Origin of the sequence: Dietzia natronolimnaea (assembly GCF_002289575.1) — a bacterium.
Classification (GTDB): domain Bacteria; phylum Actinomycetota; class Actinomycetes; order Mycobacteriales; family Mycobacteriaceae; genus Dietzia; species Dietzia natronolimnaea_A.
This window is the reverse complement of sequence record NZ_NTGA01000004.1, coordinates 107,331-120,580: the sequence shown is the minus strand read 5'-3', so window position 1 is coordinate 120,580 and position 13,250 is coordinate 107,331. Positions and strand designations below refer to the sequence as shown.

Annotated in this window: 9 protein-coding genes; all 9 read right to left on the bottom strand. The window is 71.2% G+C overall.

Annotated features, from left to right (window positions below; translation table 11 throughout):
• Positions 1-12: 12 nt before the first annotated feature.
• The gene (gene fadD32 / locus CEY15_RS02110; protein ID WP_095717077.1) at positions 13-2,013 is read right to left on the bottom strand and encodes a long-chain-fatty-acid--AMP ligase FadD32; all 2,001 of its coding nucleotides are present in this window, start codon (positions 2,011-2,013) and stop codon (positions 13-15) included.
• Positions 2,014-2,124: 111 nt separating this feature from the next.
• Positions 2,125-3,090 carry a cutinase family protein gene (locus CEY15_RS02105; RefSeq protein ID WP_095717076.1) on the bottom strand — a complete coding sequence of 322 codons (966 nt, stop codon included), beginning with the start codon at positions 3,088-3,090 and terminating at the stop codon, positions 2,125-2,127.
• A gap of 214 nt (positions 3,091-3,304) precedes the next feature.
• On the bottom strand, positions 3,305-3,796 hold the full coding sequence (locus CEY15_RS02100) for a hypothetical protein (RefSeq protein WP_095717075.1): 492 nt from the start codon (positions 3,794-3,796) through the stop codon (positions 3,305-3,307).
• Positions 3,793-5,784: an alpha/beta hydrolase-fold protein gene (locus tag CEY15_RS02095; protein ID WP_095717074.1), complete on the bottom strand. Its 1,992-nt coding sequence runs from the start codon at positions 5,782-5,784 to the stop codon at positions 3,793-3,795. Before CEY15_RS02095 ends, CEY15_RS02100 begins: the two co-directional genes overlap by 4 nt.
• Before the next feature lie 241 nt (positions 5,785-6,025).
• The gene (locus CEY15_RS02090; protein WP_095717073.1) at positions 6,026-7,168 is read right to left on the bottom strand and encodes an alpha/beta hydrolase; all 1,143 of its coding nucleotides are present in this window, start codon (positions 7,166-7,168) and stop codon (positions 6,026-6,028) included.
• A gap of 194 nt (positions 7,169-7,362) precedes the next feature.
• Positions 7,363-9,441, bottom strand: coding sequence for a flagellar motor control protein ZomB (zomB, locus tag CEY15_RS02085; protein WP_245847132.1), 2,079 nt, complete (start codon positions 9,439-9,441; stop codon positions 7,363-7,365).
• 16 nt (positions 9,442-9,457) lie between these two features.
• A complete protein-coding gene (locus tag CEY15_RS02080) occupies positions 9,458-10,492 on the bottom strand; it encodes a decaprenyl-phosphate phosphoribosyltransferase (protein WP_095717072.1) in 1,035 nt (344 codons plus the stop codon).
• Positions 10,489-11,151 (bottom strand): phosphatase PAP2 family protein, encoded by a 663-nt coding sequence (locus CEY15_RS02075; protein ID WP_245847130.1) that lies wholly within the window; start codon positions 11,149-11,151, stop codon positions 10,489-10,491. Before CEY15_RS02075 ends, CEY15_RS02080 begins: the two co-directional genes overlap by 4 nt.
• Entirely contained in the window at positions 11,135-13,141 is a 2,007-nt protein-coding gene (locus tag CEY15_RS02070; RefSeq protein ID WP_095717071.1) for a glycosyltransferase, read from the bottom strand. Before CEY15_RS02070 ends, CEY15_RS02075 begins: the two co-directional genes overlap by 17 nt.
• Positions 13,142-13,250: the final 109 nt, after the last annotated feature.

The window sequence follows — 13,250 nt, the reverse complement described above, 5'->3', positions numbered from 1 at the left end:
GCGGCCCGGAAACTACTCCGCCGGCTCGTCGGGGAAGGCCGTCTGCTGGTGGCCTCCCCGCAGGGTCCCGCCGACGTAGGCGGTCTTGCAGGCGCGGCGGGCGATCTTGCCGCTGGAGGTTCGGGGGATGGACCCGGCGGGGACCAGGATCACGTCCTGCGCGGTGACCCCGTGCCTCGCCGAGATCGCCGAGCGGACCGCGTCCGCGATGGGTCCGGGATCCGCCTTCCCCGCACCGGGGGCGCGCTCGCCCACCACCACGAGGGTCTCCGAGGAGTCATCGGAGGGGATCACGGCGCCGTTACGGGCGTCGATCGGGAGCTGGTTGGCCGGCACGGAGAACGCGGCGACGAAGCCCGGGCGCAGCGAGGCGGAGGCGTCCTGCGCGGTGTTCTCGAGATCCTGCGGGTAGTGATTGCGTCCGGCGACGATCACGAGGTCCTTGACCCGACCGGTGATGTACAGCTGGCCGTCCACGTAGGCGCCGTAGTCACCCGTGCGGAGCCACCGTGCGTCCTCGGGGACGGTGCCGAACTCGCGCACCGTCCTCGAGTGCTCCGGGAGCCGCTCCGTGAGCCTGTTGCCGAACGTGGCCTCGGACTCCTCCGGCCGACCCCAGTAGGCCCGCCCGACGTTGGTGCCGTAGAGCCAGATCTCCCCGACCCGGCCCTCGGGCAGTTCCCGGCCGGTGCCGTCGTGCTCGCCCGTCGACCCGTCGACACCCGGCTCGACGATCACCGCCCACTGGCTGGGGGCCACGTACCCGCACGCCACCTGCGGGATGGCGTCCTCGTTGCCCTCCACCGCGTCGGGGTCCAGGACGGTCATGACGCCCTTGTTGAGGTCCTCCCGGTCCACGTGGATGACGATCGCCTCGTCGTCCTTGCGGGGCGAGGAGACGAAGAGCGTCGCCTCGGCCATGCCGTAGGAGGGCTTGATGGCGGTCGGCGCCAACCCGTACGGGGCGAACGCCTCGTTGAACGCGCGCATCGAGGCGGGGGTGACCGGCTCGGACCCGTTGATGATGCTGGTGACCCCGGAGAGGTCGAGCGACTCGCCCTCCCGGGGCAGGCCACGACGGGCCGCGTGTTCGAACGCGAAGTTGGGGGCGGCGGCGAAGACCCCGTCGCCGTCGGACATCGCCCCGAGCTGGGTGACCCACCGCCCGGGACGCTGCACGAAGGCCCGGGGGCTCATGACGGTGATCGTGGCGCCGCCCATCGCCGGCAGGATCACGGTGAGCAGACCCATGTCGTGGAACAGCGGCAGCCAGGTCACGCCGCGGGAGGCGCGGGTCAGGCCCAGCCCGTCGAAGAGCTGCATGACGTTGGTGACGACGTTGCGGTGCGTGATCTCCACGCCGGCGGGGACGCGGGTCGACCCGGAGGTGTACTGCAGGTAGGCGATGTCGTCCGCACCCAGATCGGGCCGGGTCCAGCCCGAGCCCAGCTCGGCGGGGATCGCGTCGACGGCGACCGTGCGGGGCCGCTCCCGGGCGGGCAGGTCGCGGAAGAGCTTGCGGACCCCCGCCGCCGACTCGGTGGAGGTGAGGATGACGGACGGCGTGCAGTCCCCGAGGACCGCGTGGAGTCTGTCGTGATGACCCGGCTCGTCCGGATCGAACAACGGCACGGCGGTGAGACCGGCGTGGATGGCGGCGAAGAACGAGACGATGTAGTCGAGCCCCTGGGGCGCGAGGATGGCCACGCGGTCTCCCCGCTCCGCCACCTGCTGCAGCCGTGCGGCGATGGCGTAGAGCCGGTCCCCGAAGTCCGACCACGACAGTTCGGCGACCTCACCCTGCCGCGACGACGAGTAGTCGATGTAGCGGTAGATCAGCCCGTCCGCCGCGGGGTCCCGGCGTGCTGCGGAGACGTTGGATTCGACGAAGTCGACCAGGGTGGTGCGATCAGGGATGACGATCGCCCCGCTGGCGTCGTGGTACTGCTCGAACTCCACGTTGCTCCGTTCCGAACCGATGACTGGATGGTCGACGTCGCCGACCTCGGACATACCGGGCGACAAGCTTGGTCGATCTTACAGCGTGCCCCTGCGCACATCCGAACTCCGAATCCTCGACCCGGCCAGGCGTGTCGCGCCCATGCACGGTACTCGGTCGGGCGGTCAGTCGTGGGCGATCTCCGGTGCCGCGTCGACGAGTTCCCGCACGTGTCCGATGGTCCACTCCGGAACCGTGGTCCCCATGACGACGTCCGGGTTGGTCGCGTACATGGCGTGGATGGCGTTGTTGGCGACGAACTCCTGGAACCGGGCCGCCCCGTCCACCACGTTGAGCGGGGCGTTGCAGATGAGGTCCCGGGAGTCGCAGATCTGGGCGGTCCGGTCGTCGAGCGCCCCGAAGCCGCCGGGCCGCGGGCCGGTCATGGTGGCACCCGCGATGAGCTGCGTGAAGCCCGTCACCGGCTGGAGCGAGATCTCCATCCCCTGACCGGTCCCCGGCGACAGCCCCGGGGACTGGCCCTCGCCGGGCAGGCGCCGACCGTCGGCGATGAGGACCGAACCCCGGACGAGCTCCGCCGGGACCGGCCCGTTGCCGGTGCCGATCTCGCTGGTGAGGTCGCCGGCGATCACCGCCCCCTGGGAGAAGCCGAGCAGGATGTAGGAGGTGTACGGGCAGCGGTCGTGGACCGCGACCAACTCGGCGCGCGCGCGATCCGTGCCCTCGGCCCGGCTCTGGTCGTAGGTGATCTCGTCGGGGCGCTGGGGGTTCCGGAACTGTGCCACGTACGGGACCGTGAAGACCTCCAGGCGCTCGGCGGGGTACTGCTCCCCCAGCGGGTCCGTGATGGTCTTGAGCAGCGCGTTGGGCAGGAACGACGGCGCGTAGGGGTCGTCGGTGGGGCTGCTCTCCCAGGTGCCCGGCACGGCGATCATCTGCACGTCGGGGCAATCCGCGGGCTGGGTCAGCTCCGGCTCCGCCGGGCCGGGCAGCGGGCCGTCCGGACCCGTCGGCAGTCCCCGGTCACCGATCCACCAGCCGATCCCCAGCACCAGCAGGACCACCATGACGAGCGCTCCGAGCGAGCACCCGAGACGGCGGCCACCTCCACGACGCGATCCACGAGCCACGATACGAACTCCTTCCCGGGCGCCCGACACGAGTCCGCGGGCGGCCGACGACAGGTCCAACGCGCCACGGGGCCGCCGGGTTCCGCCGGCGGTCGTGGCACGTGTCACGACTCACCGCCCCGGGCGGCGCCCGGGGCGCACGCGCGTCTGGGGTCGAGCTGTGTCAGGGGTAGAGCGGCGTCACGGGCAGAGCGGTGTCAGGGGTCGAGCGGTGTCACGGGCAGAGCTGCCCGGCCGCGGAGTCCACGACGATCCGGGAGATCTCGTCGACCTCGCGGTCCGAGTACCCGCCCACCGAGATCTGCCCGGCCACGGCGTCGGCGATCGTGGTGGTCTCCCCCGCGGCCCCGCCGGTGGTCCGGATCCGACAGATCGTGTTGCCGGCGGCCACGAGCGAGTCGGACAGTTCCGCGGTCTCGATGTCCTGGGCCTCGAGCGCCGCGAGGTACCCACGCTCCCGCGCCCCCACGACCGGGGCCGTGTACCCCGGGGCGTCCGAGCCCACCGGTGCCGGCGCCTCGGTGAACCGCCCCGAGTCCTCGGTGGCGGGGACGCGGGCCTGCGAGGTGGCGGCGCCGCCCGGGGGCGGGGCCATCGTCTCGGAGTCGGGGACTCCCGACACCGTCGAGTCGCCTCCGCCGCACGCGGTGAGCATCCCGCCCGCCACCACGAGCGCCGCGCCGAGAGCCGCCGCCCTGGCCGTCACGAGATCTCCGCCCGGCCGCCGGTCACCGTGATCCGGCCGCCCTCGAACTCCATGACCTGGCCGTCCCGGGTGGTGCGCAGCGCGCTGGTGGGATAGCCGAGCCGGCCACGCTCGTAGTCGACCGTGCCCCAGGCGTCGAACACCGGACCGCGGGGGATGGCGTGCGCACCGGTGCGCGGCGACCAGTAGATCGCCCCGCCCTGGAAGCGACTGAAGGCGCCGCCACGCGTGGTCAGGGAGATCTCGTCGGTCGTCGGGTACCCGAGTTCCGAGTTCTCCGCGCCGGCCTCCCGGTAGGTGCTCAGGATGGCGCCCTCGACGACCCTGGGGCCAGTGGCGGAGGACCAGTAGACGGTGCCGCCCTGGAATCCCTGGACAACGCCGGGCTTGTTCGGGTTGGTGACCTCGTCGGTGGTCGGGTACCCGAGGTCGCCGCGCTCGGCGCCGCGCTCCTGCCACATCGACCGGATCGCCCCGCGGATCGCGTGCGCCCCGGTGGTCGGCGACCAGTAGATGACCCCGTTCTGGAACTGGGTGAACCGGCCCCTGCCGTCGGGCGTGGTGGTCTCACCGGAGGTGGGCAGACCCAGCGGGCCGTCGGGTCCACCCTCGGCCTGGTAGGCGGCGCCGATGGCCCCGAGGACCGAGTGCGCGCCCGTCTGCTGCGACCAGAAGACGCGGCCGAAGCGGAAGTCGGTGGCCTTGCCGCCCTTGACATCGTACTCGCCCGTCAGACAGGGGCCCAGACCGGGCTGACGCTCGGCGACCCGGGCGATCTCGCCCTGTGCCGCGCACGGGGGCTCGACGTTCTCGATCTCGACGGCGCCCGCGAACTGGGGCCATGCCTGCATCATCTCGAACTGCCAGTACGGCCACGTGTGGGTGCCCGAGGGCCGGAAGTTTGCGGTCACCTCGACGCCGGCCCCGCGGGCCTTGTTGACGAAGGTCTGGGTGGTCATCCGCGACAGCAGCTCGAGCCCGTAGCCCGGGAAGTTGGTGGGGATGTCCGGCAGCCCCGACGGCTGATCCCACGGACCGGTGTTCCCGCTTCCCGCGGAGACGTAGACGCTCTGGCCGCGGAGCTTGTCCGCGTGGAGCTTGGGGTCCTGCTCCTGCCACCTGGCCGAGCCGAGGGGTCCCCACATGCTCTCCGCCTGATACCCGCCGGCGTCCTGCATGGCCACCTTGATGGCCTCGGGCATGCCGAAGCTCGTGGTGTCGAGGAAGCCCGAGTAGCTCGCCGCGAACTGGAAGTAGTCCGGGTAGCGCTGCGAGAGCATCATGGCGGCCGTGCCGCCCATCGACAGTCCGGCCACACCGTGCTTGTCGTTCACCCGCCAGTCGCGGGCCAGTAGCGGCGGCAGCTCCTCCATGAGGAACGTCTCCCACTGGTAGGCCGAGCCGTTGGCGTCCGCGACCCAGTCCGTGTAGAAACTCGACTCGCCGCCGACGGGGAGCACGATGATCGCGTTCTTGGCGTCGAAGAACTGGGAGATCTTGGTCTCGAGGGTCCACCCGCTGGCGTCGTTGCGCGCCCGCAGGCCGTCGAGCAGGAGCAGCGAGGGGTAGGTGCGTTCCGGCTCGGCGTTCCACCGCGCCGGGAGCATGAGTTGCACCTGGATGGCCTGCTCCATGGCCGGGGACTGCACCCACAGTGCCACCCGGTTGGCCGTCTTCCACTCGACCTTGTCCAGGCGGACTCCGGTCGGGAGGGTCGTCGGCACGCTCAGGGAGGGGGAGTCCACCCGGTTCCCGGGGTTCGCCCGGGCCGGGTCCTCCTGGCCGGGACCGGTCTGTGCCGGGGAGGCCTGGACCGGGGAGCTCTGGGCGGGAGTCTCCTGGGCCGGGGTCACCCGGACCGGGGTCTCCTGCGCGCCCGCAGCCGGAGGGACGATGAGGCCCGAGCCCACCATTCCCACCACGAGCGGGGCGGCCAGGAGGGACGCCCACCGGGTGCGGGGGCTCGCGTGTGCGCTGGGGGTCGCCATGTGAGGTTCTCTTCCTTGCCGCGTCGTCGCCGAACGTCTCGGTGAACGGGCCGCGAGCGCGACCCGGACAGCTTCTGCCCGGGGCCCTGATCCGCCGTCCGTCCGCGGGCTCCCCTCCCGCGGCCGAACCCGGTGGTCACGCAAGCGACCGGGGCCCCGCACGAGAATCTACGCACGGGCCCCGGTGTGACGGGTGAGGACTCGCTGAGCGGAGCCCGATTCGTCTGCTAACCGGTCGTGATCACCACGCGAAAGCGTTCATCACGGGCAGGATCTGCGCCGAGCGGGCGGCGATCAGGTCGTCGTTCCAGTAGCCCCACCCGTGGATGCCGGTGGTGCGGTAGTCGAACGTGGCCTGGTTGGGCCGGGCGTTGAGGGTGTTCTGGAACGCGATGGTCGATCCGCGCGACAGGCCCTCGAGGATGATGCCGTTGAAGGTGTTGAACACCGCCTGCAGGCTGGAGGGCTGGTCGTACTGGCCGGGGATGGCCGAACCCGCGGTGATGTACATCGGGATGTCGCGCAGCTTGTCCGCATTGAGCAGCGGGTCGTGCTCGCCCCAGCGCGGGGAGCCCGGCAGGCCCCACATGGCGAACGGGTCGCACTTGCACTGGTCGAACATCGCCAGCGGGATCATCGTGTACATGCCCGGCGCGGTGGGGTTCATGTAGCCGGAGAACACTGAGACCTGCTTGAACTGGTTGCGGTGCTTGGCGGCGAGCATCGCTGCGGCGGACCCGCCCATGGACAGCCCGGCGATGGCGTTGTTGTCCGTGCGCACACCGAAGTGGGCGTTCAGGTACCCGGGCAGCTCGCGGGTCAGGAAGGTCTCGTATTTGTACTCGACGAGGTTGCCGCCCAGGTTGATGGGCCGATCCCAGTCGGAGTAGAAGGAGACCTGGCCGCCGACCGGCATGACCAGGGTGATGTTGTCCTGGAGGAAGATGCGCTGCGCCTGGGCGTCGCGGGTCCACGCGTTCCAGTCGTCCCGCGCGCGCAGGCCGTCGAGGAGGTACAGCCCGGCGTTGCCGCCGAAGCGGGCCGGCTGGACCTGGACCTTGATGTGGCGGTTCATCGCCGGCGACCAGACGTCACACAGCTGGACCCACGAGGCGACCGGATCCCAGCTGCACCCGGGGCGCAGCCAGTTCCGGAAACCGACCGGGTTCTCGTTGCCGGCGGCCGGCTGGAACGCGGGGGCGGCGTTCGGCGCATCGCCCGATCCGGCCGATCCTGCCGATCCGGCGGAACCGAGGCTGGCCGACGAGCCCTGCTCGGTGGCCTGGGCGCCGACGAGGGCCGGGGCGCCGACGACGAGGCCTGCAGCCGTCGCCAGGGCGGTGAGCCCGGCGGCGAACTTGCGCCGGAGGGTGGTCTGGGACATTCGTGGGTTCCTTTGTTCGTTCCTGGTGCCCCCAGGGAATCCGGGGCATCGGTGACGTCCATCGGACCGGCCCCACCAGGGGAGGACCGGAACTGCGACATCGTTACTGTCGCTCATTCTGGGACAGGTGTTACAGGTCGGGGACCTGATCGATCCCCTACTGTTATCGATTCGAGACAACAGTACGCGCCACACTACCGAGTGCCCTGGTACTTCTCCACTTCCTCAGGCATGGGCAACCCGCACCTCTGCACCTCGTATGCAGGGATTCTGTTGATCCGGTACTCGGCGAATGAAAATGCGTTAACCAGGTTGGACCAGCGCTTCTCCAGCGTCAACGGGCCGGAATAGGAGTCGATGAGGGCCTCGGTCGCGGGACACGTGAGCGCCACTTCGGCCTGGTTGACCCAGTTCACGTCGATCCACCGCGGGAAGTTGACCGGGTCCTCGACCACCCCGGTGCGCGCGAGGACCCAGTCGTACGGCAGGAACTTGTCGTGCCCGATACGCCCGTCCTCCATGCGGTCGGTGTGCGCGGCCAACGGCGAGGCCAGGCCCACGGTGTCGTAGACGTCCACGTCGAGCGGCAGGTTCATGCTCGTCATGCCCAGGTTGAGGAACACGACCGTCTTGAGGGGATCGTCGGGGAGCTCGAACGGCGCCAGACCGGGCATCGGCCGGTCGTAGGCCACCACGTCCCACCGGTCCTGGAAGCCCGGGACCGGGAGGAAGACCGCCCCCGTCCGGTTGGTCGAGACCTCCCTCACCAGGGCCCGCATCCGCGGGAAGTCGAGGTAGTCGTCCGCGAGCAGCGGATGCTGGTGGCCTGTGCGCTGGATGTAGTACTGCCGCTCGTCGACGATCCCCGCCGCGGTGATGGACTCCGGTTCGTCGCGGAACGGGTCCTGGACCACCTGGACGGTCACCGCCCATCCGACGACGACGAGCCACGCACCGGCGACCACCGGGACCGCCACCCGCCGAACCCGGGCGTCGCCCACCCCGCGGGCGGGTCCGACCGGGAGGGGCACCACGGAGACGGGCAGGAGGAACAGGAACAGGGACGGCAACAGCACCCGGCCGTGCATGAAGTCCCCGCCGACCCGGGTGACGTAGGCCAGCATGATCACGGCCACCACGAGGAAGGCGACGGTGACGACCGGGGTCGAGCGGACCCGGCTGCGCAGGCGGAGCAGGCCGCCCCCCTCGTCGTCGTCACCGGTCACCCCACCCCGGCGACGCCGGGACCCGGACGCGGCGGGGTCCGACCGGCGCACGGCCCACAGCGAGACCAGACCGGCGACCAGGACCACCGCCAGCGGCAGGAGCAGGACATACGGCGACAGCAGGTCCCACAGGTACTGGGCCCCCTTGTCCCACTTGGACCCGCCCGCGTCCTTGGCGACGGCCGTCAACGGATAGGGCAGGGCGTAGTACGACATCCGCCAGATCTGGTAGACCACCGGGACGGTTCCGGCGATGGCGACCAACCAGCCCAGATGCCGCCACGACTGCTGTGACGCCGCCAGCAGCGCCAGGAACACCACCGCCGCCAGCGCCAACTCGGGGCGCACCAGTGGACCGAGCCCGGCGATGAACGCCATCGCGGACGTGCCCACCGCGGGTAGACCGAACCGGTACTCGCGGTGCGGCGCGCGGGCCCACCGCTGCAGGCCGAGCCACATGACGCCGATCCAGCAGATCACCAGCCCCGTCTCCAGGCCCGAGCTCGCGAAGTCCCGGGCGGGCGGCAGCATGATGTAGACCACCACGCCCAGCGGCAACAGCAGCATCGGACCACCGGCGGGGGCGCGCCGGGTGCCCCGGTACATCACGCGGGTGCCGAGCATCGCGCACGCGACCGCGATCATGCTCAGCGTCAGCGCCAACCCCAGGGCGACCAGCTCGAGCCGATAGCCGACGACCTCGTGGGTGAGATAGACGAGATAGGTCCACAGGGTGGAGGTGTTGGACTCGACCCGCTCCCCCGCGTTGAACACGGGCCCGTTGCCGGCGATGAGGTTGCGGACCGTGCGCAGGACGATCAGCCCGTCGTCGGCGATCCACCGGCGCTGCCACGCGCCGGCGAGGAACACCGCCACCACCACGACGAGGCCGCCCCAGAAGACGGCCGGCTCGGCCCGGGGTCGCTCGGTGATCCGCTCCGTGATCCGGTCGGTGATCCGCTCAGGGTTCCGCGAGGCCACGGGCGCCGGGGGCCGGTCCGCTGCCGGACGCCCTGCTCCCGAGCCCCCCGCTGTCACCTCCGACATCGCCCGCCCACCCCGGTCAGGCGAAGGACGGCACGAGGTAGACGCCGATCACGACGGTCAGGACCCACAGCCCGGCCAGGACCTGCAGGACGCGGTCCCCGAGCGCGATGTCCTCGGGCTCGCCGGCCTGGGCGGCGTCGACGTCGACCGCATAGCGCAGCACCGCGATGGTGAACGGCACGATCGAGATCTGCAACCACACGGCCGAGCCGGACGGCTGGGTGGGATCGGAACCGCGGTCGTACGCCCAGAGGGCGTAGCAGAGCACGAGCACCGTCGCCGACAGCGTCCACACGAACCGCAGGTAGGTCGGGGTGTAGCTCTCCAGGGCCTTGCGGATCTTCGCCCCGGTCCTCAGGTGCAGGTTCAGTTCGGCGTACCGCTTACCGGCCGCCATGAACAGCGAGCCGAACGCCATGACCAGCAGAAACCACTGGGAGATCTCGATCTCGGCCGCCGCGCCGCCCGCCACCGCGCGCAACAGGAAGCCGGAGGAGACGAAGACGATGTCGAGCACCGGCTGGTGCTTGAGTCCGAAGCAGTACATGAGCTGCAGCACGATGTACACGGCCACGACGATCGCCAGGGCCGGGTGCGCGAACAGCACCGAGATGGCGATCGACGCGATGATGAGCACCACCGCCATGCCGTAGGCCAGACCCACCGGGAGCACCCCGGCGGCGATGGGCCGGAAGCGCTTGGTGGGGTGCGCGCGGTCCGCCTCGACGTCCATCGCGTCGTTGATCAGGTAGACGCTCGAGGCCGCCATGCAGAACGCCACGAAGGCGATGAAGACCGAGAAGAGGACCGAGGTGTCGGTGAGCGTCTGGGAACCGGCCGCCGCGGGCGCCGCGACCACGAGGACGTTCTTGACCCACTGCCGTGGCCGGAGGGCCTTGATCATGCCGTCGAGCAGGTTCTTGGGCGGCGAGCCCTTGGCCTCCTCCTCGGCCTCGGCGAGGTCGATCTCGTTGGCGGTGTGCGGCTCCGCACCGAGGAGGTGGTGATCGCCCCCGCCCCGGGAGGCCGGCATTCCGGTCTGATCGGTCATCGATTCTCCTCGGGGGTCGGGGTGGTGCGCGGTCCGGGCGCGCCGTCACGCAGCGCCTCCGGCAGCAGGCGCTGGACGGGGTCCGTGGGCCAGACCGCGCGGGTGAGCGCGGCGCAGCCCGCGCCGACCGCGGCGCCGGCGAACACATCCGAAGGGTAGTGGACGCCCAGGACGAGCCTGGACGCCAGCATGACGGGAACGAGCGCGGGGGCCACGGGGACGCCGCTCACCGCCCCCGCCAACAGGGCGAACGCGGTGGTGGACGTGGCGTGGGAGGACGGGAAGCTGAGCGAGGAGGGCGTGCCCACCCCCACCGCGACGGTGGGGTGGTCCGGCCGTCGCCGCCGCACGACCCGCTTGATGACGACGGAGGTGGCGTGCGCCCCGAAGCTGCCCACACCGACCATCGCCCACCGGCTCCGGCGGGCGGGGTCGGCCACCACGCCGACCGCCGAGATCGCCATCCAGCCCAGCGCGTGCTCCCCGACGTGCGAGAGCGTCACGGCGGCCTCACGCGATCCGGGCACCGCGAGGAGCCGGCGCTGGATCCCGGCCAGCAACCGGACCTCACCGGTCGGGACGGGGATCTCCACCGTCGGCCCCGTGCCGGCGTGGTCGGGGCCGGCCGGCCCGGGTGCGGTCTCAGGCGTCGAAGACACGGCTCCAGGCCTCCTTGGTGACGAGTTCGGTGTGCGCATCACGGTAGCGGCGGCGCATCTCCGGGAACCGGCGGAAGAGCTCCCTGTGCACGGCCACCGACTCGGCGAACAGGGATCCGGCCTGCTCACGGTCGCGCTTGCGGTAGACCACCCCGCGTCCGTCGGCGGTGGTGACGGTGGCGCCGTCGACCCGGCTCAGCGAGTACCAGCGCGCCTCCACGGGCGGGAAGTTCGCCTGCGGCACCTCGTGGTGCGCCTTGTCGTCCCGGCTCAGGGTGTGGATGAGCCCCTTGCCCAGGGCGAGGGCCTTGCGGACCGGGCCCCGGGGCTCGGAGTGGATCCCGGCCGGGCCGCCGGAGGGCGCGGGCAGGTCCACGGCCGAGGGGATCACCACGGCGTCGGGGAACCGCGCGCGCATCGCCCGCACCTTGGGCAGGGCCGTCGGCAGCAGCTCGTAGAGCGCCTCAGGTCCTCGCAGGAAGTCGCGGATGGCCTCGATCTGGATGGCCACCGTCGAGTACTCGAGGCACACCAGGTGCTTGACCAGCGCCTTGAGGCTCGACTGCATGATGCCCTTGTGGTCGCCGTCGTGGTACAGCGACGCCACCACCAGCCGGTTGCGCAGGTGGAAGTAGGCCTGCCAGTCGATCGCGTCGTCCTTGTCCGACCACGCCATGTGCCAGATCGCCACCCCCGGCATGGAGACCGTGGGGTGGCCGGCGCGGCGCGCCCGCAGGCCGTACTCCGCGTCGTCCCACTTGATGAACAGGGGCAGGGGCTGGCCGATCTTCTCCGCGACCACCCGCGGGATCAGGCACATCCACCAGCCGTTGTAGTCCACGTCGATCCGGCGGTGCAGTTCCTTGGGGTTCTCCCGGTCGGTGAGGGGGTACCGGGAGAAGTCGTAGTCGTAGTCCGCGTGCGGGGCGGCGGTCCACATGAAGTCGTGCGCCCCCACCACCTCGCCCATGGTGTGGAGGTGGCTGCGCTCCTGGAGGTTGAGCATCTGGCCGCCGACCAGCATCGGCACGCGCGAGAAACGGGCGAAGGCCAGGGCCCGCAGGATCGAGTCGGGCTCGATCTCGATGTCGTCGTCCATGTAGAGGATGTACGGCGAGTCGGTGAGCCGCCGGGCCTCGTACATGATGCGGCTGTACCCGCCCGAGCCGCCCAGGTTGGGCTGGTCGAAGATCCGCAGGCGCTCGCCCAGGTACTCGGCGGCCTCCGCGAACCCGGGCTCGTCACGCACCTTGCGGTCGCCCTGGTCCGGCATGAGCACCGCGTCCAGGACCGCGTCCACCTCGGGGTCGGAGGTGAGCGCCCGCAGCGCCGCGACCGCGTCCCCGGGGCGGTTGAAGGTCGGGATACCGACGGTCACCCGGCGGTCGTTGGGCACCTGCACCGACGGATCGGGGGTGCCGTCCGGGCCCGCGTCCGGGCGGGTGGCCGGCGCGTCCACGGCCGAGTACCACCCACCGGCGAGCACCTCGACGTCCGTGTCGGAGGTGAGGTCGAACCAGATCCACCCGCCGTCCTCGAACGGGCCCAGGTCGCAGACGAACTCGACCGTCGTGACCCGGTCCGCCCCCGACTCGCCCGGCTCGCCCACGACGTCCCCGGTGATCGCGATGCGCGAGCCGTCGATCTTGGACCGGTAGAGGTCCACACGGCCGGCGCCGCGGATCGTCAGCCGCAGGACCACCTCACCGAGGATCGTCCAACGACGCCAGTACGCCGCCGCGAAGGCGTTGAAGTAGGTGGCGAAGGAGACCTCGGAGTCCGCGCCGACGCTCAGGGTGGTGCGGCCGGCGGAGTGGGCGCGGCGGGCGTTGGTGGGGGCCTCGGCGAGGTAGAGCGATCTCACGTCCAGCGGCTCGCCGGCCCGGGGCAGGATGACCCGCTGGAGGCACTCCCGGCCGATCGGGTCCGCGAGACCGGCGACCGACCGCTCGACCTCGTCGACCAGTTCGTGGTGGCCGTGGTGGTGCATATGGATGAGTCCCCGTCCCTAGTCGAAAGCCGGGTCGATCGTACCCGGCGGGCCGGGGCGATCCCTCCCACCACGCGGAACCGGGGGTTCAGCGGCGTGGACGCGCCAC

Excerpts from the sequence above, each read along its gene's own strand:
- fadD32 (WP_095717077.1), bottom strand. The coding sequence starts at position 2,013 with ATGTCCGAGGTCGGCGACGTCGACCATCCAGTCATCGGTTCGGAACGG.
- CEY15_RS02095 (WP_095717074.1), bottom strand. The coding sequence starts at position 5,784 with ATGGCGACCCCCAGCGCACACGCGAGCCCCCGCACCCGGTGGGCGTCC.
- CEY15_RS02090 (WP_095717073.1), bottom strand. The coding sequence starts at position 7,168 with ATGTCCCAGACCACCCTCCGGCGCAAGTTCGCCGCCGGGCTCACCGCC.
- zomB (WP_245847132.1), bottom strand. The coding sequence starts at position 9,441 with ATGTCGGAGGTGACAGCGGGGGGCTCGGGAGCAGGGCGTCCGGCAGCG.
- CEY15_RS02080 (WP_095717072.1), bottom strand. The coding sequence starts at position 10,492 with ATGACCGATCAGACCGGAATGCCGGCCTCCCGGGGCGGGGGCGATCAC.
- CEY15_RS02070 (WP_095717071.1), bottom strand. The coding sequence starts at position 13,141 with ATGCACCACCACGGCCACCACGAACTGGTCGACGAGGTCGAGCGGTCG.